Source organism: Sphaerisporangium dianthi (assembly GCF_042654065.1).
GTDB classification, from domain to species: domain Bacteria; phylum Actinomycetota; class Actinomycetes; order Streptosporangiales; family Streptosporangiaceae; genus Sphaerisporangium; species Sphaerisporangium dianthi.
On sequence record NZ_JBHSFP010000004.1, the window covers coordinates 1 to 25,578 of the forward strand.

The following is a 25,578-nucleotide window of genomic DNA, read 5'->3' on the forward strand; positions in this document are numbered from 1 at the left end:
GAGCAAGGTCAACGCCGGCAAACACGTCCATCTGGTCGACATGCACGCCGCGCTGACCACCGCCGACCTGATCGACGGCATCCACCCCACCTCCGGCGGCTACGACAAGATGGCCGCCACCTGGTACCGGGCGCTGCAGTCCGTCCCCGGCAGCATCAGCCCGAACCCCACCCCCACCCCGACGCCCACCCCGACTCCCACGCCCACACCCACCCCGACGCCCACCCCGACCCCGACGCCGACCCCGACGCCGACTCCCACCCCGACCCCGACTCCCACGCCGGGAGGCAAGTCGTGTTCGGCCGCCTATGCGATAGCCGGGCAGTGGGGAGGCGGCTTCCAGGCCACGGTGACGGTCACGGCAGGCGACTCGGCCATCTCCTCGTGGACGGTCAACTGGCAGTTCGGCAACGGCCAGACGGTCACCCAGAGCTGGAGCACCACGATCAGCTCCAGCGGATCCCAGGTCACCGCCCGCAACGTCGACTACAACGGCGCCCTGGGCGCCCGTGCCAGTGCGCAGTTCGGATTCCTCGGCACCTGGAACGGCACCAACAGCGTGCCGGTGCTGACCTGCTCCGCGAGCTGACACACCCGGTCCACGGAGGCCGATGACCGCACCGGGAGTCCACCGGTGCTGGCGAGATCGGCGTCGTGGACCCGCCGCCCTGGCGGCCTGGCCGGCTCCCCCGCGAACTCCGCGGGGGAGCCGGCCGCGAACGTCATGGGAAGACGACCGCACCGGCGACAGCCGGTCCTCACCCGGCGAACCACCGCGGATCTCTCCGCGACGAAAGGATCTGGCGTGAAACGAAGGCTCAGAGCCGTTCTTGCCGCCGCCATCGCGTCCCTGGCGGTCGTGAGCATGTTCTTCGGGACCCGGCCCGTCGAGGCCGCGTCGCTGACCCGGGTCACCGGCTTCGGTACCAACCCGACGAACCTGAACATGTACATCTACGTGCCGGACCGGGTCGCGGCACGACCGGCGCTGCTGGTGCTGGTGCACTATTGCGGCGGTTCGGCCAGCTCGATCTTCGGCTGGAACGGCAAGGACTACGTCACCGCGGCCGACCGGTACGGGTACGTCATCGTGCTCCCCGAAGCCACCCGCAGCGAGAAGTGCTTCGACGTCTCCACCTCGAACGCGCTCAAGCGCAACGGCGGCGGCGACTCCACCGGCATCATGTCGATGGTCTCCTACGCCCGGCAGCGCTACAACGTCGACCCCGGACGCATCGTGGTCAGCGGCTTCTCCTCCGGCGCGATGATGACCAACGTGCTCGCCGCCCAGTACCCCGACGTGTTCTCGGCCGCCTCGGCCTTCTCCGGCGTGCCCGCAGGCTGCTTCGCCACCACCAACGGATCGCTGTGGAACAGCCAGTGCTCCGGAGGGAACCTCATCAAGACCGCCCAGCAATGGGGCGACCAGGCCCGCGCCATGTACCCCGGATACACCGGCCGCTATCCCCGGATACAACTGTGGCACGGCACCACCGACACCACCCTCGCCTACCCGAACTTCGGCGAGGAGATCAAGCAGTGGACCAACCTGCACGGGCTGAGCCAGACCCCGGCCTCCACCGACCGTCCACAGTCGAACTGGACGCGCACCCGGTACGGGACCACCGGAACGCAGGCCACCATCGAGGGGGTCAGCGTCAGCGGTGTCGGCCATGACCTGCCGATGACCGGCATGCTCGCCTACGCCATCGCCTTCCTCGGCCTCGACGGCAGCACGCCCACTCCCACACCGACACCCACTCCCACCCCCACACCCACCCCCACCCCGACGCCGACCCCCACGCCTACTCCGACACCGACTCCCACGCCTACTCCGACACCGACTCCCACGCCCACGCCGACGCCGACACCCGGCGGGGGAGCCTGCGCCGTCAGTGCCACCGTCAACGCCTGGAACACCGGGTTGACGGAGAACATCATCATCACCAACACCGGCTCCTCCCCCGTCAACGGCTGGTCACTGGTCTTCACCCTCCCCGGCGGACAGACCATCACCTCCGGGTGGAGTGCCTCCTACGCCCCGACCAGCGGGCAGGTCACGGCGAAGAACGTCGACTACAACGGCTCACTGGCGCCCGGGGCCTCCACCACCATCGGGTTCCAGGCCAACCACACCGGCAACACCGCCGAGCCCGCCGCCTTCACCCTCAACGGAGCCGCCTGCACTCTCTCCTGACGAGCCAGGATCCTCGGTCTGCGGCGTCCGGACGCCGTCGACGCAGGCGGCCGCGAACCGGACGCCTGACACCACCACGCCGATGGCCGTCTCCGAGGGGAGACAAGAAGGGCAGGTCCTGGCCGCTCGCCGAGCGACCAGGACCTGCCTCCTTTCGCGTGGCCGGCGACGGCCCTCCGGCAGGGCGGTTCGGACGGCCGCCGGTCAGGCGCGCAGCCGGGCGGCGTGGACGTCTCTGGCCTCGTCGATCAGGCGGAGGTAGTCGCCGAGTTGCTCCTCGCTGTCCAGCCGCGCCCGTTCCCGGATCAGCCGCTCCAGCCGGTCGAGCCATTCGAGGCACCAGCGGAGGTCCTCGGCGCGGGCCACCCGCCGGCCGCGAACGTCCACGTAGACCGGGCTGGTGTGCGCGAAGACCTCGGCGAACAGCGATCGTGGGTGGGGGGCGCCCTCGGCGAGGGCGACGACGTAGGTCGGCGCGCCGACGACGAGTTCGGCCGTGATCTCGCCGGGCGGCCCCTCGGCCAGCACGCCGTCCGCCGTGCGGATCGTCAGCCGCTCCACCTCCGGGCCGATGACCCGTACCGTGACCCTCACCCGGTCTCCGGGGGCGCGGTCGATCGTGTCCCCCGGCTCGTGGCCGTCCACGGCGAGCTCGACGAACGGCCCCGTGGTGGCGAACGTGCGCCCGCGCCGTACCGCCTCGGCGTAGGAGGCGGCGGTCAGCGGGCCGTCCACCCTGGCGTAGGTCCGCTCCCAGCCCAGCGGGTTCGTCACCGTCTCCACCCGCTGGCGGGTGAACGACAGCATCGAGTCGGTGCCCGCGACGGCGGCCAGCCGATGGCCCGCGCCGAGCAGCCGCCTGTACACCGCCGATGATCCGGCGGCAGAGGAGAAGTGCAGCACCTCCATGCTGTCGACCAGGCCGAGCGCGGCGTCGACCACCGCCATCCGCGCCGAGCACTGCGGCCCCCCGAAGCCGATGACGTCCTCGGGCGTCTCGACGGGCGAGTGGAAGGCGTGGGCGTAGCCGACGACGGCGCCGAGGCCGCGGAGCTCCTCGCACGCCGCGCTGGTCGGCGGCCAGTCGGCGGCGCCGGCGAACCCGCTGTGGTACCGGCCCGGCGGGGCGGTCATCCCGAAGGCGTGCAGGTGCCCGAGCAGGTCGTTGCGGTACTCGACGCCCATTCGGGCGACGTGGGTCGCGTCCGACCACGGCAGGTCCTCGCCCGCCCAGTGCTCCAGGGCCTCCTGGTCGAAGACGCGGTGGCCGGAGACGTTCGCGGCGAGCAGGTTGAGCACGTGCAGGTCCTCGCCGTGCTGCATGGCCGCCGCCGTCGCCGGCGTCGCCACGAGGTCGCCGACGAAGTTGAGGTGCACGTGCAGGTCCCCGCCGTACCAGCCCTTGGCCGCCGCGTCGTACAGTCGCGCCGGTGTCAGCTCGACCAGGGTCTCGCCGTGGGGGGTGACGGTCGTCTGCGCGAAGTCGTACTCCATCCCCCGCGCCGCCCGGACCGTCAGCGGCTCGGCGGGCACGTCGAGCACGATGTCGTCGCCGTGGAAGTACGGCAGGCCGTGATGGTCGTATCTCGCCGGGCCGCCGTCGGGGTGCCAGCCCTGGCCGCCGGCGCTCCACACGCTCCATCGGCAGGGGAACCCTGCGCGCACCCGGAGCCGTGCCCGTGGGGCGAGGCGGGTCAGGCCGGACAGATCGACCCGCTCCGCGCCGGCGGTGACGCCGGTGGCGGTGTCCGTCTCGACCAGCCGTGCCCCGCCGGGGGCGACGCGGTACACCTGGCCGCCGACGCCGACCTCGGCCTCGGCCGCGCGGCCGTTGTCGATCAGCAGCGTCAGCGGGAGCGCTCCGCCGCCGGGTTCGAGCACGATGCGCGGCCGGCCGTCCAGCCGGTGGCCCGACGGCGTGAGCCGCAGCACGGCCAGTCCCTCGGGCGGTTCCTCGTCGAGCGCGTCTCTGAGCACCTCGTCGAAGTCCAGCTCGCGCACCAGGATTTCGCGCTCGGCGTCGCTGCTGTCCGGATGCTCGGCTCGCACCCGGCCCGCGGCGGCCCGGAAGAACGCCTCGTCGTCGACGAACCGCGACGGGCTCATCGACCTGACGTAGGCGATCGGGGGCTCGCCCCAGCTCATCCCGTGCTCGGCGAGCGCCTCGCGGTACCTCTCCAGCGCCTTGGCCACGGCCTCTGGAAGCATCGGATCGTCACTCATTCGGCCCTCCCGTGATCCCCGTTGTGCCGTAATGGTCACACCGGCGGAAGGCTTCCGGTCCGGAGGAACCCGAGGCGGGTGAGGTTTCTTCCCATCTCGGATCGTTTCTCTGAATAGGCGGATAAAGCACCCACAGACCGGCCTGCCGCATCAGGCCTCGGGCGGCGACCCGCCGGTGGCGGGCGAGGGCGAGAGCGACGAGTCCGGGCCGGGGCCGGCGGAGTTATCCACAGTTTCCACAGACTCGTACACAGGTTCGAATTTGATCTCTACGGTGGACTCGCCGGCGACGATCACGCCGCCGCCGGCATCATTCCGAATCCGGCGCGATCCCGCGCGAACGGGCGTCCGCCAGGCCTGCCCGCCCCTCAGCGGCGGCCGAGGGCGCGCAGCTGGCCGGGGGTCAGCGAAGAGACGTTCTGGTCGATCGGGACGTCGGTGTACTGGTGGATGGTCCAGGTCTTCCAGTCGGCGGGCGGCGTGACGTCCCCCTGCGCCCTGCCGTAGTAGGCCACCCACAGGGGGTAGGCCTGAAGGCCGTGGCCGTAGGTGTCGGCGAAGTTCCAGCCGCTGTAGAACAGCGGGGTGATGCCGGTCTTGGCCTTCACATGGGCCAGCCAGGTCTTGGCCCAGGTGTTGACATGCTCGACGGACTGACCGTCAGCCGTCTCCAGGTCCAGCACCAGCAGGTCGCCGCGCTTGCCGGGCTGGGCGTTCACCACCGACAGGAAGTGGTCGGCCTCGGCGATGGGGTCGTCGCCGGGATGGCCGTAGTGGTAGGCGCCGCGGACGATGCCCTTCTTCGCCAGTTCCTGCCAGTGGCGGGCGAAGGAGGAGTCGCGGAAGGTCAGGCCCTCGGTGGCCTTGATGATGCCGAACTGGGCCGGGCTGGCGTTCCAGTCGTGATCCGACTCGTAGGAGGAGACGTCCTGGCCGTAGGTGTGGACCGAGTCGGCGTGCGCGGCGGCGGGCGCGGCGGCGGGCGCGGCGGCGTCCGCCGGGCCGGTCAGGACGACGGTCGCCGTGGCGGCGGACGCGGCCAGGGCCACACCTGCGACGGCCGCGCGGAGGCGGTCGCCGGAGAGGCCGACGTGGTTACCGAGGGAGCGGGCGATCGAGGCAAGCCGACGAGAGGGCATGTAGAGATTGGCTCCTAGCTTCCATGCCGCTTACCGGGTCAACTGACGGGTTCAGGCGAGAAAGGCCCTGCGGGCGGGCCCTTGGGGCCGGCGCTCCGATACACCCTGGAAAGATTGGTTCCCCGGCTCCGCGAGTGCGGATTCAGCGAGCGCGTATCCTCATCGGGGCTGCTCCCCGGGCACGCGCGATCTGGGCAACGAACCGGCAACGGACCCGACAGCGCAGGCCATGGTCACGTATGCCGCTATCCACAAAGGTACACCAAACCCCATAACGGTGCAAATCAGACAAAACTCTCCTTGGGATACCGCCGCCGCCTGGGGCCCGCCTGCGGCGATGACGCGACCCACCACTCTCTGAAGGTTCCCGGCGACGTCAGCGTGGTCGGATTCGACGACCTGACGCCGGCGCGGTGGGTGCCCCCTCCGCTCACCACCGTCCGCCAGCCGCTCGGCGAGATGGGCCGGGCCGCCGCGTCCATGGTGATCGCACTCGCCGGCGGCGAACCCCTGCCGCACAGCCGCCTCATTCTGACCACCGATCTGATCGTCCGGGAGAGCACCACGGCTCCCAGCAGGTGATCTCGGCCGAGGGCGTCGCCGGCAAAGGAGTATCTACGACGGGCCGGGGTTTCGGCCGCCGCTGAGGGGTATGTGGCGCGTGCCGCGTCAGGTCGGATCCGTCCGCACGGCGCGCGCCGCCCGTCTTCCTGGCCCGCAGGAGGATTCGGCGTTCGAATCGCGAACCGCCGGCCGGTCACCGGTCATCGGGGCGAGGGTAGTGCAAGGTCGTCGAGAGATGCGGGTGGTCCCATGTGGCCGGAAACGTGGTAGAGGCCGGAACGGCGCGAATGCTCGCCGGGATACTCGAAGCCAGTCACGTGACCGCCTTCGAGGGCGTGCCTTACCTGGTCCACGAACACGCGGGGTACGCCGGGCTGAGCGACGTGCTGATCTACCTCGTCGACCTGCAGCAGGACGTGCTGCGCCTGTGCACCGGGCGCGGCGACAATGCCGGCGAGGGCGCGGGCCCCGAGGCGGACGAGCTGCGCATCGACACGACGGCGGCGGGCCGGGCCTTCCGGGAGACGCGCATCCTGGAGCCGTCCGGCGACGACGGCGGCCCTGGTCATTACTGGGTGCCGCTGCTGGACGGCACAGAACGGCTCGGAGTGCTGCGGATATCGATCGCCGACGCCCACCACGCGTCGCAGGACGACATGCGGGCCCTGGCGTCGCTGATCGCGTTGCTGGTGGTGAGCAAGCGCTCCCACAGCGATTCCTTCGCCCGGCTGGTGCGCACCCGGCCGATGCACGTGGCCGCCGAGATGCAGTGGAACCTGATGCCGCCGCTGGCCTTCGCGTGCGAGCAGGTGGTCATCAGCGCCGCCCTGGAGCCGGCCTACGAGGTCGGCGGGGACGCCTTCGACTACGCCATCGCCGACGACAAGGTGTACCTGGCGGTATTCGACGCCATGGGCCACGACGTCTCCGCCGGGCTCACCGCCTCCCTGGCGGTCGCCGCCTGCCGCAACAACCGCCGCCAGGGCGCCGACCTGATAGAGACCGGCGAGGCGATCGAACGCACCTTGATACAGGAGTTCGGCCGGGGCACCCGGTTCGTCACCGCGATCATGGCCGAACTGGACCTCTCCACCGGAATGCTGACCTGGGTCAACCGCGGCCATCACCCGCCGGTGGTGATCCGGGGCGGTCGCTGGACCACCAACCTGCACTGCCCGCCCGCGCACCCCATGGGCCTCGATCTCGGCCTGCCCGCCACTCTGTGCCGCGAGCAACTGCAGCCGGGTGACCGGCTGCTGCTCTACACCGACGGGATCACCGAAGCCCGCGGCCCGCACGGCCGCGAGTTCGGCCTGACGCGCTTCACCGACTTCATCATCCGCCACAACGCCGCGGGCCTGCCGGTCCCCGAGACCCTGCGCCGCCTGGTCCACAGCGTGCTGGACTACCACGGACGGCAGCTCCAGGACGACGCCACGGTGCTGCTGGCCGAATGGCAGGGCCCCGCCGCCGACAAGATGACCATCGGTTGAACGGCGCCCGCCGCGGGCGGGATCACGACACAGCGCGCCGGACGCCCTGGCGGGCGAGGAGCGTGGCGCGCGCCACCGCGAGCGTCTGCTGGATCTCCTCCACGGCCGAGTAGGTCACCGCGACCCGCTGGCGCATCACCTGGAGGTGGCTCTCCGCCTGCGCCCGCAGCCGCTTGGACCGCACCAGCTCCGGATGCGGCGTGCCGGCGCTCGCCGTCTGGGAGACCTTCTCCGCCTTGCGCACCGGTGGGCGGCGTTGATGGTTCAGGGTTCGTATCACGGCGACATGGCGCGGCACCGCGGTCAGGGCCGGGGGGACGTCCCACTCGGCGGATCCGGCGACGAGGAGCGCGGGACAGGTGTCCGGCGGGCCCGGCCAGAGCAGGTCGAAGAGGTTGCGCAGCTTGGGCTGGATGAGCAGCACGAGGCCGCCGCCCTCCGCCGTTCGCATCCGCGCGTGGACGTGGTCGAGGACGCGCGCCCCGGCGACGTCACAGAACAGCAGCCCGCGGCCGTCGATGAGGATGTGCGTGCAGCCCTGCTGGATCAGGGACGTCAGGAATTCTTTCGCGGCCGCGCTGGTGCTGGCATCCAATTCGCCGGACATATCGACCACTGCGGACTCAGACCGGCGATAGACCACTTTTACCTGTAAATCCATACTTTCCGCCCTCCGCCCCGATCCCCACGTCCATCTCTTCTACCATTCGCGGACGTGGGCGAACGGCCGAACCTCCGAGAGCGGTCAAGTACGGTGAGCCGCCGAGTACGGCCATGTCGATTCCCTTCCGCATAACGGCCACCTGAACGGTCCCGATGGCTAAGGTATTCAGTTGTGCACCCCGGCGCGGAACGCGATTTTCACGATCTTCTTCTAATGCTGAAGGAGACTCGGGGTTTCGACTTCACCGGTTACAAGCGGACGACGCTCATGCGCCGCATCAGCCGGCGGCTGGAGACGTTGCAGCTCAACGGCTACGGCGAGTACCGCGACCATCTCGAACTTGAACCGGACGAGTTCGCCAGGCTCTTCGACAGCCTGCTGATCAACGTGACGGCGTTCTTCCGCGACCCGGCCGCCTGGCAGGTGCTCCGTGAGACCGCGATCCCCGCGCTGCTGAGCGCCAAGGGAGCCGGTGATCCCATCCGCGTCTGGAGCGCCGGGTGCGCCACCGGGGAGGAGGCCTACAGCCTGGCGATGCTCCTGGCCGAAGAGCTCGGGATGGAGCAGTTCAGGAACCGGGTGAAGATCTACGCCACCGACCTGGACGACACGGCGCTCAAGGCCGCCCGCACGGCGACCTACAACGATCGCCAGCTCAAGGACCTCCCCGCCGAGTTGCTCGAGCGGTACTTCGAGCCGGCCGGGGCCGGGTTCGCCTTCCGCCGCGACCTGCGCCGCCAGCTGATCTTCGGACGCAACGACCTGACCCGGGACGCGCCCATATCGAGGGTCGACCTCCTGCTGGCGCGCAACACCTTGATGTACTTCAACGCCGAGACGCAGCTGAGCGTCGTGCGGCGATTCCACTTCGCCCTGAACCATCCGGGTTACCTGTTCCTGGGCAAGGCCGAGATGCTGCTCAACCACGGCGAGAGGTTCGAGCCGGTGGACCTCCGGACGCGGCTCTTCTGCAAGATCGCGCCCACTCCGCCCGGCGGACGTCCGTCCCGGGGAGCCGCACCGGCGCCGGCCGAGCCGGTGCGGCGGCTCTCCGAGATCCAGATCGCCGCCCTGAGCTCCGGCCCGGTGGCGCAGATCGCCCTGGACCTTTCGGGGAAGCTGGCGATGGCGAACTCGCGCGCCGAGGCACTGTTCAAGATCGCACCCCGCGACATCGGCCGGCCCTTCCAAGATCTGGAGGTCTCCTACCGGCCCGTCGAGCTGCGGTCGCTCATCGAACAGGTCGAGCTGGACATGCAGACCGCCGAGGTGCAGGGCATCAGCTGGCGGCGCGGGGGAACCGCGGAGACCGACGTCTTCGACATCTCCGTCGCCGCCCTCCAGGAACCCGGCGGCGAGCGCGTCGGGGTGGTGATCACCTTCCATGACGTCACCCCCTACCGCAGGCTCCGTGACGACCTCGAGCAGGCCAACAAGCAGTTGGAGCACGCCTACGAGGAGCTGCAGTCGCTCAACGAGGAGCTCGAGACCACCAACGAAGAGCTGCAGTCCACCAACGAGGAACTCGAGACCACCAACGAAGAGCTCCAGTCCACCAACGAAGAGCTCGAGACCATGAACGAGGAGCTCCAGTGCGGCAACGACGAGCTGCAGAAGATCAACGACACCCTCACGTCACGCAGTGAGGAACTGAACCGCGCCAACCGGTTCATCGCCTCGGTGGTGCGCTCTCTCGGCGACGCCGTCGCCGTGTTCGACGGCGAGATGCGCGTGCTGATGTGGAGTCCGGGCGCCGAGGAGCTGTGGGGACTCCGCGCGGAGGAGGCGACGGGCCGCCACCTGCTGACCCTGGACATCGGGCTGCCGGTGGAGGCGATCACGCCGGCGCTGCGCCGGCTGTCGGAGGACCACCGTTCCCCGGACGCCGCCGAGAACACCGGCCGGTTGCTCGTGGACGCGGTCAACAGACGGGGCCGTGCCATCAAACTGGACATCGGCGTCTCGGTCCTGCACGAAGGGGAAACCTCCCTCCAGGGCCTCATCTTGGTGATGAACGTCCTGTGAGGGCGTCCCGAGGTCGGTGTCGCGGTGACCGGAGATCGCTCCGATGAACGGGCGGCCCGGGGACGACCTCTCCTTCACCGTCGATCTCGGCGCCCCCGGCGAATGGGCCGTGGTGCGCATTCGCGGCGAACTCGACTGGAACAGCGCGGCCATGCTGACCACCATGGCCGAGCACCTGTGGGACTTCCTCCACGACGGTTGCCTGGTGCTCGATCTGGCCCCGATGACCTTCTGCGATTCGACGGGCCTCGGCACGATGATCGCCGTCTACAAAGGATGCGCAACCCGTAACGTGCGTTTCGTCCTGATGTCCCCGCCGCCCTCACTGTGCCGGCTCCTGTCCGTCACGGGTCTGGCCGCGTTCTTCCCCGTGTACGACACCCTCGCGGAAGTGCTGGCGAGCAGGCACTGACGTCGCGACGCGCAGAACCGGCCGTCACCCTCGCCGCGTGAGGACGCGGGCCCCGCTACTCCGGGCGCGCCCCGGCCAGGACCTCTCGCGTGCGGCCGGGGTCCGTGACTCCCAGCAGCGCCAGGCAGTTGCGCCACATCGCCTCCAGCTGGCCGGGGTCGTTGAGCAGTTTGGCGAACAGCACCCGCCCCTCCAGCTGGGCCACGATGGATCGCGCGGCATCTCGGACGTCCACGGCGGCGGCGGTGTCGCCGCGGTCGCGCGCTTCGGTGACCACCTGCTCGATCAGGTCGATCTGCTCGTTGAAGATCTGCTGCAGCCGGCCCTGTATGTCGCCGTCCTGGCTGCTGAGCTCCAGGGCGAGGTTGCCGAACAGGCAGCCGACCACGGCGCCGTTGTCCTGTTGCCCGCTGCGCTGCACCGTCTCGGTCGCCTCGAACAGGTCGCGCAACCGGCGCAGCGGGGGCCCGTCGCCGCCGAGCAGCTCGGTCCACTGCGCGCGTTGCGCGGTCCAGTGCTCGTCGATGACGGTGAGGGCGAGGGCCTGCTTAGACTGGAAGAAGTGGTAGAAGCTGCCCTTCGGCACCCCGGCCGCAGCGCAGATCTCGGCGACGCCCAGAGCGGTGTAACCCCGCTGCGCGATCAGCGTCCGCGCCGCGATGAGGATCTTGTCTCGAGCCTGACCAACGCGTCCCATGTTGCCATCATACGACCAGTCGTCTACCTTCGTAGTAGACCGGTCGTCTCGCGACCGGGACCATCCTCTTCACCTGCGAAGGAAGTGCACCATGAGTACTGATCGGGGACAGAAGGTCGCTGTGATCACCGGGGCGTCCCAGGGCATCGGCGCCGGGCTCGTCGAGGCCTACCGCAAGCTCGGCTACGGAGTCGTCGCGACGTCACGCTCCATCGCGCCCTCCGCGGACGCGGACGTCGTCACCGTGCAGGGCGACATCGCGGAGGCCGCCACGGCCGAACGCGTGATCGACGCGGCGCTGAGCCGCTTCGGCCGCGTCGACACCCTGGTGAACAACGCCGGGATCTTCGTCGCCAAGCCCTTCACGGACTACACCGCCGACGACTTCGCCGCCGTGATCGCCGTGAACGTCGCCGGGTTCTTCCACATCACCCAGCGCGCGCTGCGCCCCATGCTCGACCAGGGAAGCGGCCACGTCGTCAACATCACGACCAGCTTCGTCGACCACCCCAACTCCGCCGTGCCCTCCGTGCTCGCGTCGCTGACCAAGGGCGGCCTCGCCTCCGCCACGAAATCGCTGGCCATCGAGTACGCGACGAGGAACGTGCGGGTGAACGCCGTCTCCCCCGGAGTCATCAAGACCCCGATGCACGGCGTCGAGACCCACGCGACGCTCGCCGGCCTGCACCCCGTCGGCCGGATGGGCGAGATCAGCGACATCGTCGACGGCGTGATCTACCTGGAGTCCGCGTCCTTCGTGACCGGCGAGGTCCTGCACATCGACGGCGGCCAGGCCGCCGGCCACTGATCGCGCCCGCGCGACCACACCCGAGAGAGGACCGAAGCGATGCCGCTGGTCACCATTCACATCACCCGCGAAGGAGCCTCTCCCGGCGAGGACTCCGCCACGGCCGAGCAGAAGGCCGAGCTCATCCACGGCGTGAGCCGGCTGCTGCTCGACGTGCTCGGCAAGCCGATGGAGTCCACGTTCGTCATCATCGACGAGGTCGACCTGGAGAACTGGGGCCAGGGCGGCCTGCCCGTCGAGCAGTTCCGTGCCGCCCGGCGTTCACCGCACTCGGGATGACCCATCCGGCGCGCGTACGAGGGCCGCGCGCCGGGCACCCGGATTCCGCGCCTCGGCGGCATCCTGCGCTCAGCCGGGATCAGGTGCGACAGGGGGATCCTCCGCGGGGAACATGATCGGGCTGATCAGGTACCGGGTGCGGCCGGGCGCGGCCGGGTTCGCCAGGCGGGGGGCGATCGCCGCGCGCATCTCGCCGATCACCTCCAGCAACTCCTCGCGGCTGAGCCAGACCGCGTGCTGCCGGTAGCCGACCAGGTCCGCCGCCGGGTCGGCGTGATCCCGGTCGAGGTAGGCGCCGAACTCGGCGAGGAGGACGGCCATCGCCACGGCGAACCCGCGGCGCTGGTCGTCGGGCGACATCGACCGCATCGCGCCGGCGTCGATCACCGCCCGATCCTGGCGCAGCCGGTACCGGCGCTCGACCGCGCCGCGGACGCGCCGCTCGCCGGCCACCTCCAGGATCTCGCCGGCGGCGAGCAGGTCGACGTGCCGGTAGACGGTGGCCTTGGAGACATCGGGTATGCGGGCGCACAGTTCGGCGGTCGTGAGGATCCGCTCGCCGCGCATCGCGTGCACGATGCGCAGCCGCACCGGGTGCGCGAGTAGGTCCAGTGGGTCCATCGGCCAACGATCTCATATCTGCTACTGTTCGCAAAAATGCGAAAGGAGGCGGAATGGGATCCGGCACCGACCCGGCGGCGACGGCCCTCGCGGTCGTCGAGATGGCGGCGAGCGGACGATTCCACGAGATCGAAGGTCTGTTCGCGCCGCGGTTGCGGGCGGTCGTGTCCGCCGAGACGCTGAAGGCGGCCTGGGCGGCCGAGGTGGGGGCGGTCTCCGCCGTCGCCGAGCCGGTGTGCGAGCCGGCCGAGGCGGGGTTGGTCCGCGTGAGCGTCCAGGTGAGAGGACGGCACGGAGAACTCGCCGTGGTCATGTCGGTCGACGGCGACGGCCTGCTGAACGGTCTGCGGCTCGCGCCGGCGACCGTCACCTCCTCCTGGACGCCGCCGCCTTACGCCGTGCCCAGGAGGTTCGCCGAGCACGACGTCACGATCGGCTCCGGTCCGCTCGCCGTGCCCGGCACCATGAGCCTGCCCCGCGGACGCGGCCCGCGTCCCGGCGTCGTGCTGCTCGGCGGCGGAGGCCCGTTCGACCGTGACGGGACGAGCGGGCCGAACAAGCCGCTCAAGGATCTCGCGTGGGGTCTGGCGAGCCGCGGCGTGGCGGTGGTGCGCTTCGACAAGGTGACCCACGCCCACAGCTCGAAGGTGCAGCGGGCGGACGGCTTCACGATGACCGACGAGTACGTCCCGCACGCGGTCGCGGCCGTCCGATCGCTCCAGGAGCGGCCGTCCGTGGACGCCGCGCGGGTCTTCGTCCTCGGCCACAGCATGGGAGGCAAGGTCGCCCCACGCGTGGCGACCGCCGAAGCCTCCGTCGCGGGCCTGGTGATCCTGGCCGGCGACGCGCAGCCGATGCACCGGTCCGCCGTCCGCGTCGCCCGCCACCTCGCCTCGGCGGACACCGGATCGATGACCCGCGCGACCGTCGAGGCGATCACGCGGCAGGCCGCCATGGTGGAGAGTCCAGATCTGTCGCCCTCGACGCCGGCCGAGCTGCTGCCGCTCGGCCTGCCGGCGTCGTACTGGCTGGACATGCGCGACTACGACCCGGTGGCCACCGCGGCCGCGCTGGACCTGCCGATGCTCATCCTCCAGGGCGGCCGCGACTACCAGGTGACCGTCGAGGAGGACCTCTCGCGCTGGAAGGCGGGCCTCGCTCACCGGGCGGAGGTGGACATCCGCGTCTACGAGGCCGACGACCACCTGTTCTTCCCCGGCACGGGTCCCTCCACGCCGGAGGGGTACCAGCGGGCACAGCACGTCGACCCCGCGGTCGTGGCCGACGTCGCCGCGTGGCTGGCGCCCCGCCGCAAAGGCGTCGCGCGCTTCGTCGCCGGCCTCAGGCGACGGTGAAGGCCGCGACGGACCGGTGTCCGTCGCGGCCTCGTACCGGAGTCGGGCCAGGTCGCCGACCGGCGGACGGGCGCGGCCCGACCGGCGGACGGGCGGGCGCGGCGCCCGCCCTGGGTGCTACCAGCGGCCGCTCTTGAGGAGCTGGCCGCGGACGGCGCCGTCGGCGAAGCGCTGAGTGTGCAGGTTGGCGTACCAGTTCCTCGGGTTCTTCTTGATCCCGGCGAGCACGCTGCGGTCGGCGACCCGCACCGAGCCGAAGGCGGTGTTGCCGCGGATCTTGCCGGCCGACAGCAGGTCGATGACGACGGGCCCGTTCGTGCCGGCCTTGCCGCGGTGGATGTGGAACGCGGTCGGCTTGCCGGTCCGCTTCCACTGCACCAGGTAGTACATCCGGTCGCCCTTGATGCGGAACTTCGCGACCGCCACGCCGTCCCGGTCGTTGACCTTCTTGCCCGGCTCGGGCACCTCGTTACGACCCAGCAGCACCGCGCCGAAGTAGTAGCTCCTGGAGTTGACGGTCACCGTGGCGCCGTTGTGCGCCGTGCCGTTGTGCGCGGCGCCGTTGTGCGCGGCGCCGTTGTGCGCGGCGGCGTTGTGCGCGGCGGCGACGCTCGCCTTGGACGGAGCGGCCGTGGTGGCGGCGCCGGCGGGCATGGAAACCGCGCCGACGGCCAGCGCCGAGATCGCCGCCCCCGCCGCGACACGGCCCATCACTCGCTGCCACGTCTTACGCTCGCCACCGGCCTGCTCAACGTTCATCATGATCTTTCCTTCAGGTCTTTCGTATCCCCGTGTTTCGGACAAGTCAGACATTAGGACGATCGTTGGCGGCGTTATATGTACGAATCCACACAGCGCGGCGAGTGTGCAGAACGGCACACACCCCGCCTCTTCCCTCCCTCTGGACGCCCGCGTCCATGCGGCGCCCGCGCCCACGACGGGCCGGTCCGGCGGGCGGCGCGCCGCCCGCCGGCATGGGCGGGACCTACAGCCCGACGTCGCGGCGCATCAGGTCGCCGGCCTCTTCCCTGCGGACGAGCAGCCGCGCCCCCTCCGGCCCGACGGCCACGATGGGGGGACGTCCGGTGAGGTTGTAGCTGGAGGCCATGGAGTGGTGATAGGCGCCGGTGGCCGCCACGGCGATGAGGTCGCCCGGGTGGACGTCGGCCGGCAGCGGGACGTTCTCCGCGATGGTGTCCCCGGTCTCGCAGTGGTGGCCGACCACGGTGACCGTGCGCATGCCGCCCTGGGGACGGCGGCCGACCAGGCGGACCTCGTAGGGGGACCCGTACAGCGCGTGGCGCGGGTTGTCGCTCATCCCGCCGTCGACCGCGACGTAGGTGTGGTTGAGCGCCTTCTTCACCGAGATGACCCGGTAGAGGGTGAGGCCGGCCGGGCCGCTGATCGCCCTGCCCGGCTCGACGATCAGCCTCGGCGCGGGGAGCCCGAGCCCGGCACAGCGGTCCTCGACGGCGGCGGTGAGCCGCGCGGCCAGGCTCGCCAGGTCCAGCCCGCGCTCTCCGTGAAGGTAGGCGATCCCGTGACCGCCGCCGAGGTCCAGCTCCGGAAGCACGACGCCGTGGGTCTCCCTGATCCTCGCCATCTGCTCCACCAGCACGCGCGCGGCGTCCTCGTACGGCTCCACGGCGGTGATCTGCGAGCCGAGGTGGCAGTGCAGTCCGGCGAGCACGAGCGCGGGCTGGGCGAGCACCCGGGCCACGGCCTCGCCGGCGGCGCCGGAGGCGATCGACAGGCCGAACTGCTGGTCCTCGCGTCCGGTGCGGACGGCCGCGTGCGCACCGGCGGCGATGTCGGGGACGACCCTGACGAGCACCTTCTGCCGGCGGCCGAGCGGGACCAGCGCGGCCAGCCGGCCGATCTCGGCGATGTTGTCGATCACGATCCGGCCGACGCCCTCGGCGACCGCCGTCTGCAGCTCACGCGGGGTCTTGGCGTTGCCGTGGAAGATGATCCGCCCGGCGGGGAACCCGGCCGACAGCGCGACCGCCAGCTCGCCGCCGCTGCACACGTCCAGGCTGAGCCCCTCCGCGCGGACCCAGTCCGCCATGGCCCGGCACAGGAACGCCTTCGCGGCGTACGCGATCTCGGCACGCGGCAGCGCCGACCGGTAGGCGCGGCAGCGCAGGCGGACGTCGGTCTCGTCCAGCACGTAGGCCGGGGTGCCGAACTCCTGGGCGATCCGTACGAGGGGCACGCCCGCGAGCGTGGCCTCCCCGCCGGGACCGAACCAGGTCGATGAGGACCAGGGTCCCCTGGCGGCCTCGGCGACGGAGGGCATGGCGGTCATCGCGATCATGGGCGTCTCGCTTCGAGCCGGGTCTTGTTGGAGTCGCAGGTCTTGGGCCAGGACGCACATCACGCCACCCGCAGGTGGTGGACGTCGTGGCTCGGCGCGGACGGCCGCGCGGGCGTCGTCCCGGCAGGGTCGAGGACGACGCCGGTGACGGAGAGGCCGGCGAGCATGTGCCGCAGCGCGGGCTCGCTGAGGCGGATCCAGCGGTGGTCGGCGCCGAGCACCCTCGCCAGCGCGAGCGGCGAAGAGAAGGCGACGGCCGTCCTGTTGCCCGCCGTCGTGCGGAACAGGCGCAGTGACACCGTTCCCTTTCCTTCGCGTACCGGCACCACTAAGAGCGGATCGGGCATGACATCCCCCTAAGCGTTCTGAGCTCCATAAGGGTCAAATCCCTCAAAAGTCACGCTAAGCGGCGATAACGGACCGATGGGTCGTCCTTGACGAAGCCCTGACGGCCACGTCCGAAGAACTGACGCCTTCTTGACAGGCGGCCGTCGACGGCGCGGGAATCGACGTCCCGCGCCGGGGATAGGCCGGGGAAAGGCGGCGGGCCGGCCCGCTCACTCGAAGCCGAAGCCGAAGGGAAGCGGCTCGTCCTTGAACAGGTGGGCCGGCACGGCGTCGGCGAGCGCCTCGTAGCCGGCCGGGTTCAGGTGCAGGTGGTCGCCGACGTCGTAGGCCGGCAGGAGCCGGCGGGGGACGGCCGGGTCGCGCGCCGCCTTGTCGAAGTCGACCACCGCGTCGAACCTGCGGCTGGTGCGGATCCACGTGTTGACCGCCTGCCGGGACGCCTCCCGCAGCCCCTGCGGGTCGTCATAAGCGGTGTTGCCCCCGAACGGCGTCAGCGTCGCGCCGTAGACCCGGATGCCCTGCGCGTGGGCGCGGATGACCATCTGGTCGTAGGCCGCGATCAGGTCGGCGGTGACCTGCCGCTGGGCCGCCTCGGTGGCCGCGGCGGTGCCGATGTCGTTGACGCCCTCGAAGACCAGCTGCCACTTCACGCCGCTCTGCGCGTACACGTCCCGGTCGAGCCGTGCCAGCACGTTGGGGCCGAGGCCGTCGTTGAGCACCCGGTTGCCGCCCGCGGCCTGGTTCAGGACCGCTATACCGGCGGTGGCGGGATGGGCGTGCAACCGGTCGAGCAACCGGTCCGGCCAGCGGTCGTTCATGTTCGTGGTCGAACCCCTGCCATCGGTGAGCGAGTCACCGATGATGACGACCGCCGCGGTGCCGGGCCTGGACCACACCTCCAGCCCGCTGAGGAAGTACCAGTGAGCGGTGGAGGCCGCCCCGGGCAGGTCCTCGGCGTCGACGTGGTCGCCGTTCAGCAGGTAGGACGTGGTCCTGGATCCGGGGTGGGAAGTGATGTCGCCTGAGTTCTGTCCCTGCGCCAGGTAGATCGTCACGGTCAGGTTGGAGCGGGGGGCCAGCTCGAAGTCGAGCGGATCGGTCACGACCTGCGCCCCGATCGGGACGACCACGGAAGGCTTCCCTTGGAAGGTCACCGGCTGGGAGGTGCCGGCCTTGATGGCGCTGACCCCGGCCTGGCCGCCTGCCGGGAGCGCCACCGACACCCGCGTGAGGGGCAGCGCCGTGCCGCCGAAGGCGTTGGAGAAGCGCAGCCGCATCTGCCGCCCGCCGACGGAGGTGCGAACGGTCTGGCGCAGCGTGCTGTCCACGAGCACCAGGCCGTCCTGCGTGAACGGAGCCGGCGGCATGTTGTCCGGCTCGGTGAGCTGCGGCATCGACACCCAGGTGTTGACCCAGTGCCCGTTCATCTTCGGTGTCACCTTTGCCACGGAGGTGGACGCCCCTGATTCGCTCTGTACGCCGATGGCTCCGAGCGCGGGGGGAGGCCGCGGTGACCGCGACCGCGACGGACATCCTCACGATCGAGGCCGTGCCCGGCACGGGTGGCGCACCCGTGGCGGGAGACGGCTTCGCCGCGCCGGCCGGCGAGCGCCGGTCCGCACGGTGGATGTCATGCCATATGGCGAGCAGCGTGCACATGAGATGTGTCATCGAGGGCTCCCATCGGCACGGCCAGACAGAAACCACCTGATACTTCCGCCACTTCCCCCGAGCTACTTCAGGCGCACGGTATGCCACGGTGATCACCGGGTCAACGCCGTCCAGGAGCATCCGCGGGACGATCGGCACGCGGGGCCGCCGCCACCGTGAAACGTTCACGCGAAGACCCCGCGACTCGGCCGTCCCCGGTGGGCCGACCGCTCACACCCACGAGTGAGGCAAGCTGATGATGTGAGTGTCCACGTGCGTCCGGACGATGTCGGAGCCCCACGGGCGCAGGTCGGCCCCAACCCGCAACACCTGCTGACGACCTTGCTCGGCGAATACCTCGACTCCTCCGATGCCGACCTTCCGTCGGCGGCGGTGGTCGCGATACTCAGGGAATTCGGCATCAGCGAGTCCAGCGCGCGGGCCGCGTTGTCCCGGCTGACCAAGCGTGGCCTGATCGCCGTGCGGGGAACCGGACAGCCGCCCGTGTACCACCTCACACCGCAGGCGATCGCCAGGCACCGCTCCCGGATGGATCATTTCCTGAGCTTCGGCGCACGCCCGCCGCGGTGGACCGGCGACTGGGTGACCGTCTCCTTCTCGATCCCCCAGTCCGGCCAGGCCCCGCGGCACGCGGTCCGCAAGGCTCTCGGGTCGCTGGGTTTCGCACGGCTGTACGACAGCGTGTGGATCCGGCCCGGATCCGACTCCGGTCCGGTGACCAAGGCGCTGCACGACATCCTGGACGACGTCGACGGTGGCCGATGGTCGGTGATGCACACCCGGTTCGACGAGGAGGCCGGCCCGCACGGTCCGGCCGCCGCCTACGATCTGGCCGGCCTCGCCTCGGCCTACGAGGCTTTCATCGCCCAGTACTCCGACCTGCGGGTGGCCTTGCGCAACGGGGAGATCGACGTGACCCGGGCGCTGGTGGCCCGTACCTCCGTCATGGACTCCTGGCGGAAGTTCCCCGACATCGACCCGAACCTCCCCGAGCACCTCCTGCCCGCGCCGTGGCCCCGCCAGGCCGCCAGGGACCTCCTGCTGGAGATCCATTCCGCGCTCGGCTCGTTCGCCGAGACGCGGCTCATCCAGATCGCGACACCGTACTGGCCGGACGCCGCGTCCTGGATCACCCATTTCCATGCCTCGGACGACTCCGTCGCGGTCCCGGCGCACGGGCACGGCTGAACGAAACTTTCACCCACTCGACCGGCCGCCCGGCCGCCCGGGCGCGTCGCCGTGACCGCCGCGGCACGCCGGCCAGCGGCCTTTCCAGGCTGCGCGCGCACCGCTCGACCGGCCGGGTTTCGGTCGCTTGACACTTTATGTGACCGCAGTGATAGTAACTGCACGCTGCTCGCATCGGCTCATTCCGCCTGACACGAGCGCAACTTGCCGTCGATGGTCCGCCACGTCGATCGCGGGATTCGATCGGCGCCGACCAGCCCGGCCGCGGTGGGAGTGGTCGTGCCATTGCCGGGCCGACCGGCGTGCGCCGCGCATGCCGCACCCGATAGAGAGCGCCGTCGTGACACCCTCGGAGGGCGAAATGAGAAAACGCTCGATCATCAGCGCAGTACTGGCGGCCGCGATCGCCCCGGTCTGCGCCGGAATAGTGGTGCTCACCACGACGCCCAGCGCCGCGGCCGTCGGCGGCTCAGGCCCCTACCCGGCTGACTACGAGACCTCCACCAGCCTGACCAACCACACCATCTACCGGCCCGGGACCCTCCCGTCGGAGAAACTTCCCATCTACGTATGGGGCAACGGAGGCTGCTCCGCCAACGGCACGTCGCAGCTGAACTTCCTCCGCGAGATCGCCTCGCACGGGTTCCTGGTCATCGCCAGCGGCAGCCCGAACGGCTCAGGCTCGACGACGTCCCAGCAGCTCACCCAGTCCATCGACTGGGCGGTCGCGGAGAACGGCCGCCAGGGCAGCAAGTACTACGGCAAGCTCGACACCAGCAAGATCGCTGTGGGGGGCTTCTCCTGCGGAGGGCTGGAGGCCTATGCCGTCTCCAACGACTCGCGCATCACCACGACCACCATCTTCAGCAGCGGCTTGCTGAACGACTCCGACGACTACCAGCTCCGCCGGCTGACGAAGCCGATCGCCTACTTCATCGGCGGGTCCAGTGACATCGCCTACCCGAACGCCATCGACGACTGGGGCAAGTTGCCGTCGGGGCTGCCCGCGTTCATGGGCAATCTGAACGTCGGGCACGGCGGCACCTATGGCCAGACCAACGGCGGCGAGTTCGGCAGGGTGGCGGTGCTGTACCTCAAGTGGCGGCTGAAGGGCGACAGGACGGCCGGCACCAACTTCGTCGGCCCCACCTGCGGCCTGTGCAACACCCAGTGGCAGGTCCAGCAGAAGAACCTCACGCTCGACGGCGGCACCCCCTCCCCGTCCCCCAGCCCGTCCCCTTCCCCGTCACCCTCCCCTTCCCCGTCACCCAGTCCGTCCCCGTCCCCCAGCCCGTCTCCCTCTCCGTCACCCGGGACCAGGGGCTGCTCGGCGAGCTACGCGGTGCAGGACCAATGGGGCGGCGGTTTCGTCGCCGCCGTCAACGTCACCGCGGGCGGTAGCGCGATCAACGGCTGGACGGTCACGCTCACCCTGCCCTCCGGAGCCGTGATCACCTCCCTGTGGAACGGCGTCAACTCCGGCACCAGCGGCACCGTGACCGTCGCCAACCAGAGTTACAACGGGAAGCTGTCGGCCGGACAGAGCACCAACTTCGGGTTCCAGGGCAACGGAACCGGCGCCGGAGCCACCGTCTCCTGCACCGCCGTCTGATCCCGCCCATCGAACAGGACGAACCGTAGCGGCGGGCCGGGACCAAACTCCCGGCCCGCCGTGCCGCCTGGAAACAGTGGCCGGAGTCAGGCGGATCGAGGGGTGTCCGCCGGCAGGCGCCAGCGGCACCAGACCGTCTTGCCCTGACCGTCGGGTAGCAGGGTGACGCCGGCGTCGTCGGCGAGGGCGTCGATGATGGTCAGGCCGCGTCCGTGTACGGCTTCGATGTCGAGGTCCAGACGGCGGGGCAGTTCGGGGCCGTGGTCGGTGACGCGGACGCACAGGTCCTCGGCGCTGAGCCACAGTGACAGCCTGACGGGCGGCTTGCCATAGGTCATCGCGTTGGCGAGCAACTCCGCCACGGCGAGGATCACGTCGTCGGCGATGGTGGCCAGCGCCCAGGTGGCGAGGACCTCCCTCACCATGGCGCGAGTCTTGCCGACCAGCGACAAATCGTCGGACAGATCCCAGCAGGCGGTACGAAGACCGCCGTCCCGCGTCGGTGTCATCGATGCTCCGTCAGTCGTCGGGTCGCCCATACGGGCGAAGCGGTCCGCAGAAACCAGGCGACCGGCCACCCTTGTGGCGGCGCGATCGGGGCCGGAGCGGTACAGGACCGCTTGCTCGGAAGCGCGCATCAGGTCGCGCAGTTCGTCGGCGGTGCCCGCCTGGACGAGCAGCGGGCCGGGCAACGGCCAGGTGGCGACGGCGTAGAACCGTCGCGAGCCCATGCCGTACCAGATCGCCCACACCGGCTCCATCTGGTCCAACTGCTCAGCGGCAGCCCTTTCGCTCGCGTCCCATGGTCGCGGGGTGACCTGCGCCGGGGCCGCGCCCGGCCGGTGCCGTCCCCGAGGGCGTGCCTCCAAGGCCTCATCCCGGTTCATGCCGTCACTTCCTTGCGCCGCCGGTGCCGTCCGCTACGCGGTACGCGTCCGCCCGGCGGCCGGATCACCACCCCGGACCTCACCGCGTCCGACGCCTCCCGCCGCCGATGCCGTCCGGCAAAGGCCACGGGAGGATGCTCAGCGAGCATGACGGCGGCGTCCGCGACGGAAGGACGGAGCTTCGCGGGCGATGCGGTCGGGAGCCGGGGCGGCACGGACGATCTCACGGGTGGCCGCTGAGCGGGGGTGGGAGGTTGCCGCCGGGCCGGTGGCCGGACGTCCGGCCGCAGGAACGGGCGCGGCGGCCTCGTGACCACCGGCGGGCCGGACGCCCCCAAGCGCCGCCGGGCGTTCATCCGGGCCTGGACCTGCGCGGGAGTGGGCTGCTCCCAGTCGTGATGCGGGCGGTGGGGAAGACTCGCGGCGTCATGGGCGTACGGCGGATGCCCGCACCAACGGCAACCGAGCGGCATCGGCGGCTCATCGGCCTGCCAGCGGACACGAATGACACCGATTCCCCTGCCAGGGAGGCGTCCGCTACTAGGGTCATGCATCGGATCGGACCTCCACTGTCCGTTCAAGGGGCTTGTCCGTCGCGCACCGCCGCGACAAGCCCCGCTTCCTGTACGGGGGTTACGGTCGTCGACTCTGCTTCACGAGCTAGCCGGACGGTGACAAATCCGTGCTCTCCGGAGACGACGACTTGCCGCCAGGGATACGTATTCTCAACGTCGCGATCTGCATTTTGCGCCCCCTTATCCGGACATATCACACGAATTTGCCGACGCTAAGGAGCGACGCAGGTGCATATATAGGAGCGGGCTCCGAGAACGGCTTCCCGGTTTCCCGAAGGTCTTCACAGAATGCCTTCGGATGGCTACGTTGTGCATCGAAAGTGCAGCCACACTCTGGCGACACTTCGTGTCGCTGTGTGCCAATTTTGTGCCGGTGAAGATCCCCCGTCGGATGGAGCTGAGGAAATGGCTTCGTACGAGAAAAAATCAGCCAATAGGTCGCTCCATCTCTTCGGCCCGGAGCTCCGCAAGTACCGCGAAAGCGCTGATTTCACGCAAGACCAACTGGCTGAGGCGACCCGATTCAGCCGAAGCCTGCTGGGCTTCATCGAGCGAGGTCAGCGCACACCGAGCCGTGAGCTGGCCCAGCGCTGCGACGACGCCTTGGAAGCCGCAGGAGACCTGGTCCGTCTATGGGACAACCTGCGCGGCGAGGTAAGCCCTCATTGGTTTCGCGGTTGGCTCGGTGTCGAGCAGGAGGCGCATACCCTTCACACCTGGCAACCGCTCATAGTGCCGGGGCTACTCCAAACCGAGGAATACGCGCGAGCAATACTGCGAGGAAAACCCGGCATACGGGATCACGAGGTGGACGGATACGTGTCCGCCCGGCTGGAACGGCAGGCCGTCCTCGCTCGCGATGAACCACCGATGTTCTGGGTGGTGCTGGACGAAGGCGTCCTACATCGTCTGGTGGGTGGGCAAGAGGTTATGCAGCGTCAAATCGAACGGCTGCTCATGGCTACCGCGTCTCCTAGGATTGCCGTCCAGATACTCCCGAAGGATTTGGGTGTCACCACGGGGGTTTTGGGGGGTTTCGTCATCGCGCAGCTACCTGGCGCTGCGGATACTGTGTACCTCGAATCCGCACTGAACGGGCAAATCACCAACCGCCCGGAGGATGTCGAAGCTGTTCACGCTACGTACGACACGATTCGTGTGCAGGCACACCCCCGGCATGTGTCCACCGAATTGATCAGAGAGGCGGAGAAACTATGGACTTGAGCGACGAGCTACGGGACGCGGCCTGGCGTAAAGCGAGCAAGAGCGGTCCTAACGGTGGAGACTGCATAGAGATCGCGCCGTTGTCGGGGGGGCGGGTGGGGCTGCGGGACACCGAGGCTCCGGAGAGGGCGCCGTTCGTGGTGAGCGCGAGCGTCTGGGACGCCTTCATCGACGGCGCAAAGAAGGGCGAGTTCGACTTCTAGCCACACCGCTTGCTGACACGAGAAGCCTTGGACGAGCAGTCGCGGGCTTCTCGCCGACCTGGTCGGCCTCGCGGACGCCGGAGTGCGAGTGGCGACACGTTCTTCAGTGTCTCTAGTGTCCTGAGCCGTCGCGGCACCTTGCTGTTGGACAGGCCGTCGGTGCACGGCGTGCCTGGGCATCGACGCCTGGAGCTCCTTGTCGGCAGGGTGAAAAAAGGAATTGCATGCGTGCGTGTGGCCAGCTTTGATCGGTACCCGTGACGTTCGTCGATGAACTTGCCCGCCCAGATCGGTATCCGCGCTCGTCCCGGTACGACCCCGCCTGGCTGCTCGACCTGGACATGGGGCCGAACCCGTTGTGGCTGCTGGAGGACCTGGCCCGGGATCTTGACCTGCGCCCGGGAATGAAGGTCCTGGACCTGGGCTCCGGCAAGGGAGCGACGTCCGTGTTCCTGGCCCGTGAGTACGGCGTCCAGGTCGTGGCGGCCGATTGGTGGATCGCGCCGGATGAGGCCGCGGCCGTGTTCGCTGACGCCGGCGTTTCCGGCCAGGTGACCGCCGTGCGTGCCGAGGCGCACAACCTGCCGTTCGGGAAGGACAGCTTCGACGCCATCGTGAGCATCGACGCATTCGAGTATTTCGGCACCTCTGACTGGTACCTGCCATACCTCGTGAAGTTTCTGCGGCCTGGCGGCCAACTCGGCATGGCGACGCCGGGAATGACCCAGGAGGTCCGGGAACTCGGGGCGATCCCAAAGCGCATCAAGGAACTGTTCGGCTGGGAGCCGATCGCCTGGCACACCGCCGAGTGGTGGCGCTTTCAGTGGGAAGTCACCGAACTCGTGACCGTCACATCGGCACGACTGCAGGAAGATGGCTGGCGGGACTGGCTGCTGTGGACACAGGCGGTGGCCGAGCGCACAGGCGACTGGACTGGCCCAGAACACAATCGCCAGGCGGTGATCGACCTACTCGCCGCCGACGCCGGCGAGTTCCTCGGCTTCGCGATGGTGACAGCGAGGAAGAACTGACGAGCAGGCTCCGCGCAGTCGGACATCAGTGGCGGGAGGTGCGGG

25 protein-coding genes and 1 riboswitch are annotated in these 25,578 nt (G+C 69.9%); of the genes, 15 read left to right on the forward strand and 10 right to left on the reverse strand.

Translation table 11 applies throughout. The features are described 5' to 3' along the window. Together ACFO60_RS07845 and ACFO60_RS07850 are read left to right on the forward strand one after the other, a co-directional pair. A partial coding sequence (locus ACFO60_RS07845) for a cellulose binding domain-containing protein (protein ID WP_380838668.1) occupies positions 1 to 589 on the forward strand: 589 nt, incomplete at its 5' end. Between the two features lie 216 nt (positions 590 to 805). Then, positions 806 to 2,197, forward strand: a complete 1,392-nt coding sequence (locus ACFO60_RS07850; RefSeq protein ID WP_380838670.1) for an extracellular catalytic domain type 1 short-chain-length polyhydroxyalkanoate depolymerase — start codon at positions 806 to 808, stop codon at positions 2,195 to 2,197. 204 nt (positions 2,198 to 2,401) lie between these two features. Here ACFO60_RS07850 and ACFO60_RS07855 read toward each other — a convergent pair whose 3' ends face one another. Both ACFO60_RS07855 and ACFO60_RS07860 read right to left on the reverse strand, forming a co-directional pair. Further along, positions 2,402 to 4,420: a CehA/McbA family metallohydrolase gene (locus tag ACFO60_RS07855; RefSeq protein WP_380838671.1), complete on the reverse strand. Its 2,019-nt coding sequence runs from the start codon at positions 4,418 to 4,420 to the stop codon at positions 2,402 to 2,404. 368 nt (positions 4,421 to 4,788) lie between these two features. Next, positions 4,789 to 5,559, reverse strand: a complete 771-nt coding sequence (locus tag ACFO60_RS07860) for a glycoside hydrolase family 25 protein (RefSeq protein WP_380838672.1) — start codon at positions 5,557 to 5,559, stop codon at positions 4,789 to 4,791. A gap of 12 nt (positions 5,560 to 5,571) precedes the next feature. Continuing rightward, a riboswitch (cyclic di-AMP (ydaO/yuaA leader) is annotated at positions 5,572 to 5,717 on the reverse strand. Positions 5,718 to 5,859: 142 nt separating this feature from the next. On the opposite strand from ACFO60_RS07860, the gene ACFO60_RS07865 reads away from it, so the two are divergent. Both ACFO60_RS07865 and ACFO60_RS07870 read left to right on the forward strand, forming a co-directional pair. Then, positions 5,860 to 6,141 carry a substrate-binding domain-containing protein gene (locus tag ACFO60_RS07865; protein WP_380838674.1) on the forward strand — a complete coding sequence of 94 codons (282 nt, stop codon included), beginning with the start codon at positions 5,860 to 5,862 and terminating at the stop codon, positions 6,139 to 6,141. 299 nt (positions 6,142 to 6,440) lie between these two features. Continuing rightward, positions 6,441 to 7,616, forward strand: coding sequence for a PP2C family protein-serine/threonine phosphatase (locus tag ACFO60_RS07870; protein ID WP_380838676.1), 1,176 nt, complete (start codon positions 6,441 to 6,443; stop codon positions 7,614 to 7,616). A gap of 22 nt (positions 7,617 to 7,638) precedes the next feature. Here ACFO60_RS07870 and ACFO60_RS07875 read toward each other — a convergent pair whose 3' ends face one another. Then, positions 7,639 to 8,277: an STAS domain-containing protein gene (locus ACFO60_RS07875; RefSeq protein ID WP_380838678.1), complete on the reverse strand. Its 639-nt coding sequence runs from the start codon at positions 8,275 to 8,277 to the stop codon at positions 7,639 to 7,641. A gap of 174 nt (positions 8,278 to 8,451) precedes the next feature. Between ACFO60_RS07875 and ACFO60_RS07880 the strand changes: the two genes are divergently transcribed. Together ACFO60_RS07880 and ACFO60_RS07885 are read left to right on the forward strand one after the other, a co-directional pair. Next, positions 8,452 to 10,305: a CheR family methyltransferase gene (locus ACFO60_RS07880; protein ID WP_380838679.1), complete on the forward strand. Its 1,854-nt coding sequence runs from the start codon at positions 8,452 to 8,454 to the stop codon at positions 10,303 to 10,305. 43 nt (positions 10,306 to 10,348) lie between these two features. Next, complete coding sequence (locus ACFO60_RS07885; protein WP_380838681.1) at positions 10,349 to 10,717, forward strand: STAS domain-containing protein; 369 nt, start codon at positions 10,349 to 10,351, stop codon at positions 10,715 to 10,717. Between the two features lie 55 nt (positions 10,718 to 10,772). On the opposite strand, the gene ACFO60_RS07890 is transcribed toward ACFO60_RS07885, so the two are convergent. Continuing rightward, a complete protein-coding gene (locus ACFO60_RS07890) occupies positions 10,773 to 11,414 on the reverse strand; it encodes a TetR/AcrR family transcriptional regulator (protein WP_380838683.1) in 642 nt (213 codons plus the stop codon). A 91-nt stretch (positions 11,415 to 11,505) separates the two neighbouring features. On the opposite strand from ACFO60_RS07890, the gene ACFO60_RS07895 reads away from it, so the two are divergent. Both ACFO60_RS07895 and ACFO60_RS07900 read left to right on the forward strand, forming a co-directional pair. Continuing rightward, positions 11,506 to 12,222 carry an SDR family NAD(P)-dependent oxidoreductase gene (locus ACFO60_RS07895; protein ID WP_380838685.1) on the forward strand — a complete coding sequence of 239 codons (717 nt, stop codon included), beginning with the start codon at positions 11,506 to 11,508 and terminating at the stop codon, positions 12,220 to 12,222. A gap of 39 nt (positions 12,223 to 12,261) precedes the next feature. Continuing rightward, complete coding sequence (locus ACFO60_RS07900; RefSeq protein WP_380838687.1) at positions 12,262 to 12,501, forward strand: tautomerase family protein; 240 nt, start codon at positions 12,262 to 12,264, stop codon at positions 12,499 to 12,501. A gap of 69 nt (positions 12,502 to 12,570) precedes the next feature. Here the strand turns inward: ACFO60_RS07900 and ACFO60_RS07905 are convergent, their stop codons facing one another. After that, entirely contained in the window at positions 12,571 to 13,122 is a 552-nt protein-coding gene (locus tag ACFO60_RS07905; protein ID WP_380838689.1) for a helix-turn-helix domain-containing protein, read from the reverse strand. A gap of 53 nt (positions 13,123 to 13,175) precedes the next feature. Here ACFO60_RS07905 and ACFO60_RS07910 point away from each other — a divergent pair, with 53 nt between their 5' ends. After that, positions 13,176 to 14,477 (forward strand): alpha/beta hydrolase family protein, encoded by a 1,302-nt coding sequence (locus ACFO60_RS07910; protein WP_380838691.1) that lies wholly within the window; start codon positions 13,176 to 13,178, stop codon positions 14,475 to 14,477. Between the two features lie 117 nt (positions 14,478 to 14,594). Here the strand turns inward: ACFO60_RS07910 and ACFO60_RS07915 are convergent, their stop codons facing one another. The 4 genes from ACFO60_RS07915 to ACFO60_RS07930 form a co-directional block, all read right to left on the reverse strand. After that, positions 14,595 to 15,239 carry a CHRD domain-containing protein gene (locus ACFO60_RS07915; protein ID WP_380838693.1) on the reverse strand — a complete coding sequence of 215 codons (645 nt, stop codon included), beginning with the start codon at positions 15,237 to 15,239 and terminating at the stop codon, positions 14,595 to 14,597. 223 nt (positions 15,240 to 15,462) lie between these two features. Then, complete coding sequence (lysA, locus tag ACFO60_RS07920; RefSeq protein ID WP_380838695.1) at positions 15,463 to 16,794, reverse strand: diaminopimelate decarboxylase; 1,332 nt, start codon at positions 16,792 to 16,794, stop codon at positions 15,463 to 15,465. 59 nt (positions 16,795 to 16,853) lie between these two features. Continuing rightward, the gene (locus ACFO60_RS07925; RefSeq protein WP_380838697.1) at positions 16,854 to 17,141 is read right to left on the reverse strand and encodes an SAV_915 family protein; all 288 of its coding nucleotides are present in this window, start codon (positions 17,139 to 17,141) and stop codon (positions 16,854 to 16,856) included. A gap of 210 nt (positions 17,142 to 17,351) precedes the next feature. Continuing rightward, positions 17,352 to 18,569, reverse strand: coding sequence for an SGNH/GDSL hydrolase family protein (locus ACFO60_RS07930; protein WP_380838699.1), 1,218 nt, complete (start codon positions 18,567 to 18,569; stop codon positions 17,352 to 17,354). An 83-nt stretch (positions 18,570 to 18,652) separates the two neighbouring features. Between ACFO60_RS07930 and ACFO60_RS07935 the strand changes: the two genes are divergently transcribed. The 3 genes from ACFO60_RS07935 to ACFO60_RS07945 all read left to right on the forward strand — a co-directional run bounded on the left by ACFO60_RS07935 (position 18,653) and on the right by ACFO60_RS07945 (position 21,613). Then, complete coding sequence (locus tag ACFO60_RS07935; RefSeq protein ID WP_380838701.1) at positions 18,653 to 18,853, forward strand: hypothetical protein; 201 nt, start codon at positions 18,653 to 18,655, stop codon at positions 18,851 to 18,853. 200 nt (positions 18,854 to 19,053) lie between these two features. Further along, positions 19,054 to 20,001 carry a PaaX family transcriptional regulator gene (locus ACFO60_RS07940; protein ID WP_380838702.1) on the forward strand — a complete coding sequence of 316 codons (948 nt, stop codon included), beginning with the start codon at positions 19,054 to 19,056 and terminating at the stop codon, positions 19,999 to 20,001. A 361-nt stretch (positions 20,002 to 20,362) separates the two neighbouring features. After that, positions 20,363 to 21,613, forward strand: coding sequence for a cellulose binding domain-containing protein (locus ACFO60_RS07945; protein WP_380838704.1), 1,251 nt, complete (start codon positions 20,363 to 20,365; stop codon positions 21,611 to 21,613). An 86-nt stretch (positions 21,614 to 21,699) separates the two neighbouring features. Here ACFO60_RS07945 and ACFO60_RS07950 read toward each other — a convergent pair whose 3' ends face one another. Continuing rightward, on the reverse strand, positions 21,700 to 22,500 hold the full coding sequence (locus tag ACFO60_RS07950; RefSeq protein WP_380838706.1) for an ATP-binding protein: 801 nt from the start codon (positions 22,498 to 22,500) through the stop codon (positions 21,700 to 21,702). Between the two features lie 980 nt (positions 22,501 to 23,480). Here ACFO60_RS07950 and ACFO60_RS07955 point away from each other — a divergent pair. The 3 genes from ACFO60_RS07955 (at position 23,481) to ACFO60_RS07965 (ending at position 25,533) form a co-directional block, all read left to right on the forward strand. Then, complete coding sequence (locus ACFO60_RS07955; protein WP_380838708.1) at positions 23,481 to 24,299, forward strand: helix-turn-helix domain-containing protein; 819 nt, start codon at positions 23,481 to 23,483, stop codon at positions 24,297 to 24,299. Continuing rightward, positions 24,290 to 24,502 (forward strand): DUF397 domain-containing protein, encoded by a 213-nt coding sequence (locus tag ACFO60_RS07960; protein ID WP_380838710.1) that lies wholly within the window; start codon positions 24,290 to 24,292, stop codon positions 24,500 to 24,502. The genes ACFO60_RS07955 and ACFO60_RS07960 overlap by 10 nt, the downstream gene beginning before the upstream one ends. A 257-nt stretch (positions 24,503 to 24,759) precedes the next feature. After that, positions 24,760 to 25,533, forward strand: coding sequence for an SAM-dependent methyltransferase (locus ACFO60_RS07965; RefSeq protein ID WP_380838711.1), 774 nt, complete (start codon positions 24,760 to 24,762; stop codon positions 25,531 to 25,533). Positions 25,534 to 25,578: the final 45 nt, after the last annotated feature.

Excerpts from the sequence above, each read along its gene's own strand:
- ACFO60_RS07950 (WP_380838706.1), bottom strand. The coding sequence starts at position 22,500 with ATGAACCGGGATGAGGCCTTGGAGGCACGCCCTCGGGGACGGCACCGG.
- ACFO60_RS07885 (WP_380838681.1), top strand. The coding sequence starts at position 10,349 with ATGAACGGGCGGCCCGGGGACGACCTCTCCTTCACCGTCGATCTCGGC.
- ACFO60_RS07960 (WP_380838710.1), top strand. The coding sequence starts at position 24,290 with ATGGACTTGAGCGACGAGCTACGGGACGCGGCCTGGCGTAAAGCGAGC.
- ACFO60_RS07900 (WP_380838687.1), top strand. The coding sequence starts at position 12,262 with ATGCCGCTGGTCACCATTCACATCACCCGCGAAGGAGCCTCTCCCGGC.
- ACFO60_RS07930 (WP_380838699.1), bottom strand. The coding sequence starts at position 18,569 with ATGAACGGGCACTGGGTCAACACCTGGGTGTCGATGCCGCAGCTCACC.
- ACFO60_RS07895 (WP_380838685.1), top strand. The coding sequence starts at position 11,506 with ATGAGTACTGATCGGGGACAGAAGGTCGCTGTGATCACCGGGGCGTCC.
- ACFO60_RS07915 (WP_380838693.1), bottom strand. The coding sequence starts at position 15,239 with ATGATGAACGTTGAGCAGGCCGGTGGCGAGCGTAAGACGTGGCAGCGA.
- ACFO60_RS07910 (WP_380838691.1), top strand. The coding sequence starts at position 13,176 with ATGGGATCCGGCACCGACCCGGCGGCGACGGCCCTCGCGGTCGTCGAG.
- ACFO60_RS07890 (WP_380838683.1), bottom strand. The coding sequence starts at position 11,414 with ATGGGACGCGTTGGTCAGGCTCGAGACAAGATCCTCATCGCGGCGCGG.
- ACFO60_RS07855 (WP_380838671.1), bottom strand. The coding sequence starts at position 4,420 with ATGAGTGACGATCCGATGCTTCCAGAGGCCGTGGCCAAGGCGCTGGAG.
- ACFO60_RS07945 (WP_380838704.1), top strand. The coding sequence starts at position 20,363 with ATGAGAAAACGCTCGATCATCAGCGCAGTACTGGCGGCCGCGATCGCC.
- ACFO60_RS07925 (WP_380838697.1), bottom strand. The coding sequence starts at position 17,141 with ATGCCCGATCCGCTCTTAGTGGTGCCGGTACGCGAAGGAAAGGGAACG.
- lysA (WP_380838695.1), bottom strand. The coding sequence starts at position 16,794 with ATGATCGCGATGACCGCCATGCCCTCCGTCGCCGAGGCCGCCAGGGGA.
- ACFO60_RS07905 (WP_380838689.1), bottom strand. The coding sequence starts at position 13,122 with ATGGACCCACTGGACCTACTCGCGCACCCGGTGCGGCTGCGCATCGTG.
- ACFO60_RS07860 (WP_380838672.1), bottom strand. The coding sequence starts at position 5,559 with ATGCCCTCTCGTCGGCTTGCCTCGATCGCCCGCTCCCTCGGTAACCAC.
- ACFO60_RS07955 (WP_380838708.1), top strand. The coding sequence starts at position 23,481 with ATGGCTTCGTACGAGAAAAAATCAGCCAATAGGTCGCTCCATCTCTTC.
- ACFO60_RS07875 (WP_380838678.1), bottom strand. The coding sequence starts at position 8,277 with ATGGATTTACAGGTAAAAGTGGTCTATCGCCGGTCTGAGTCCGCAGTG.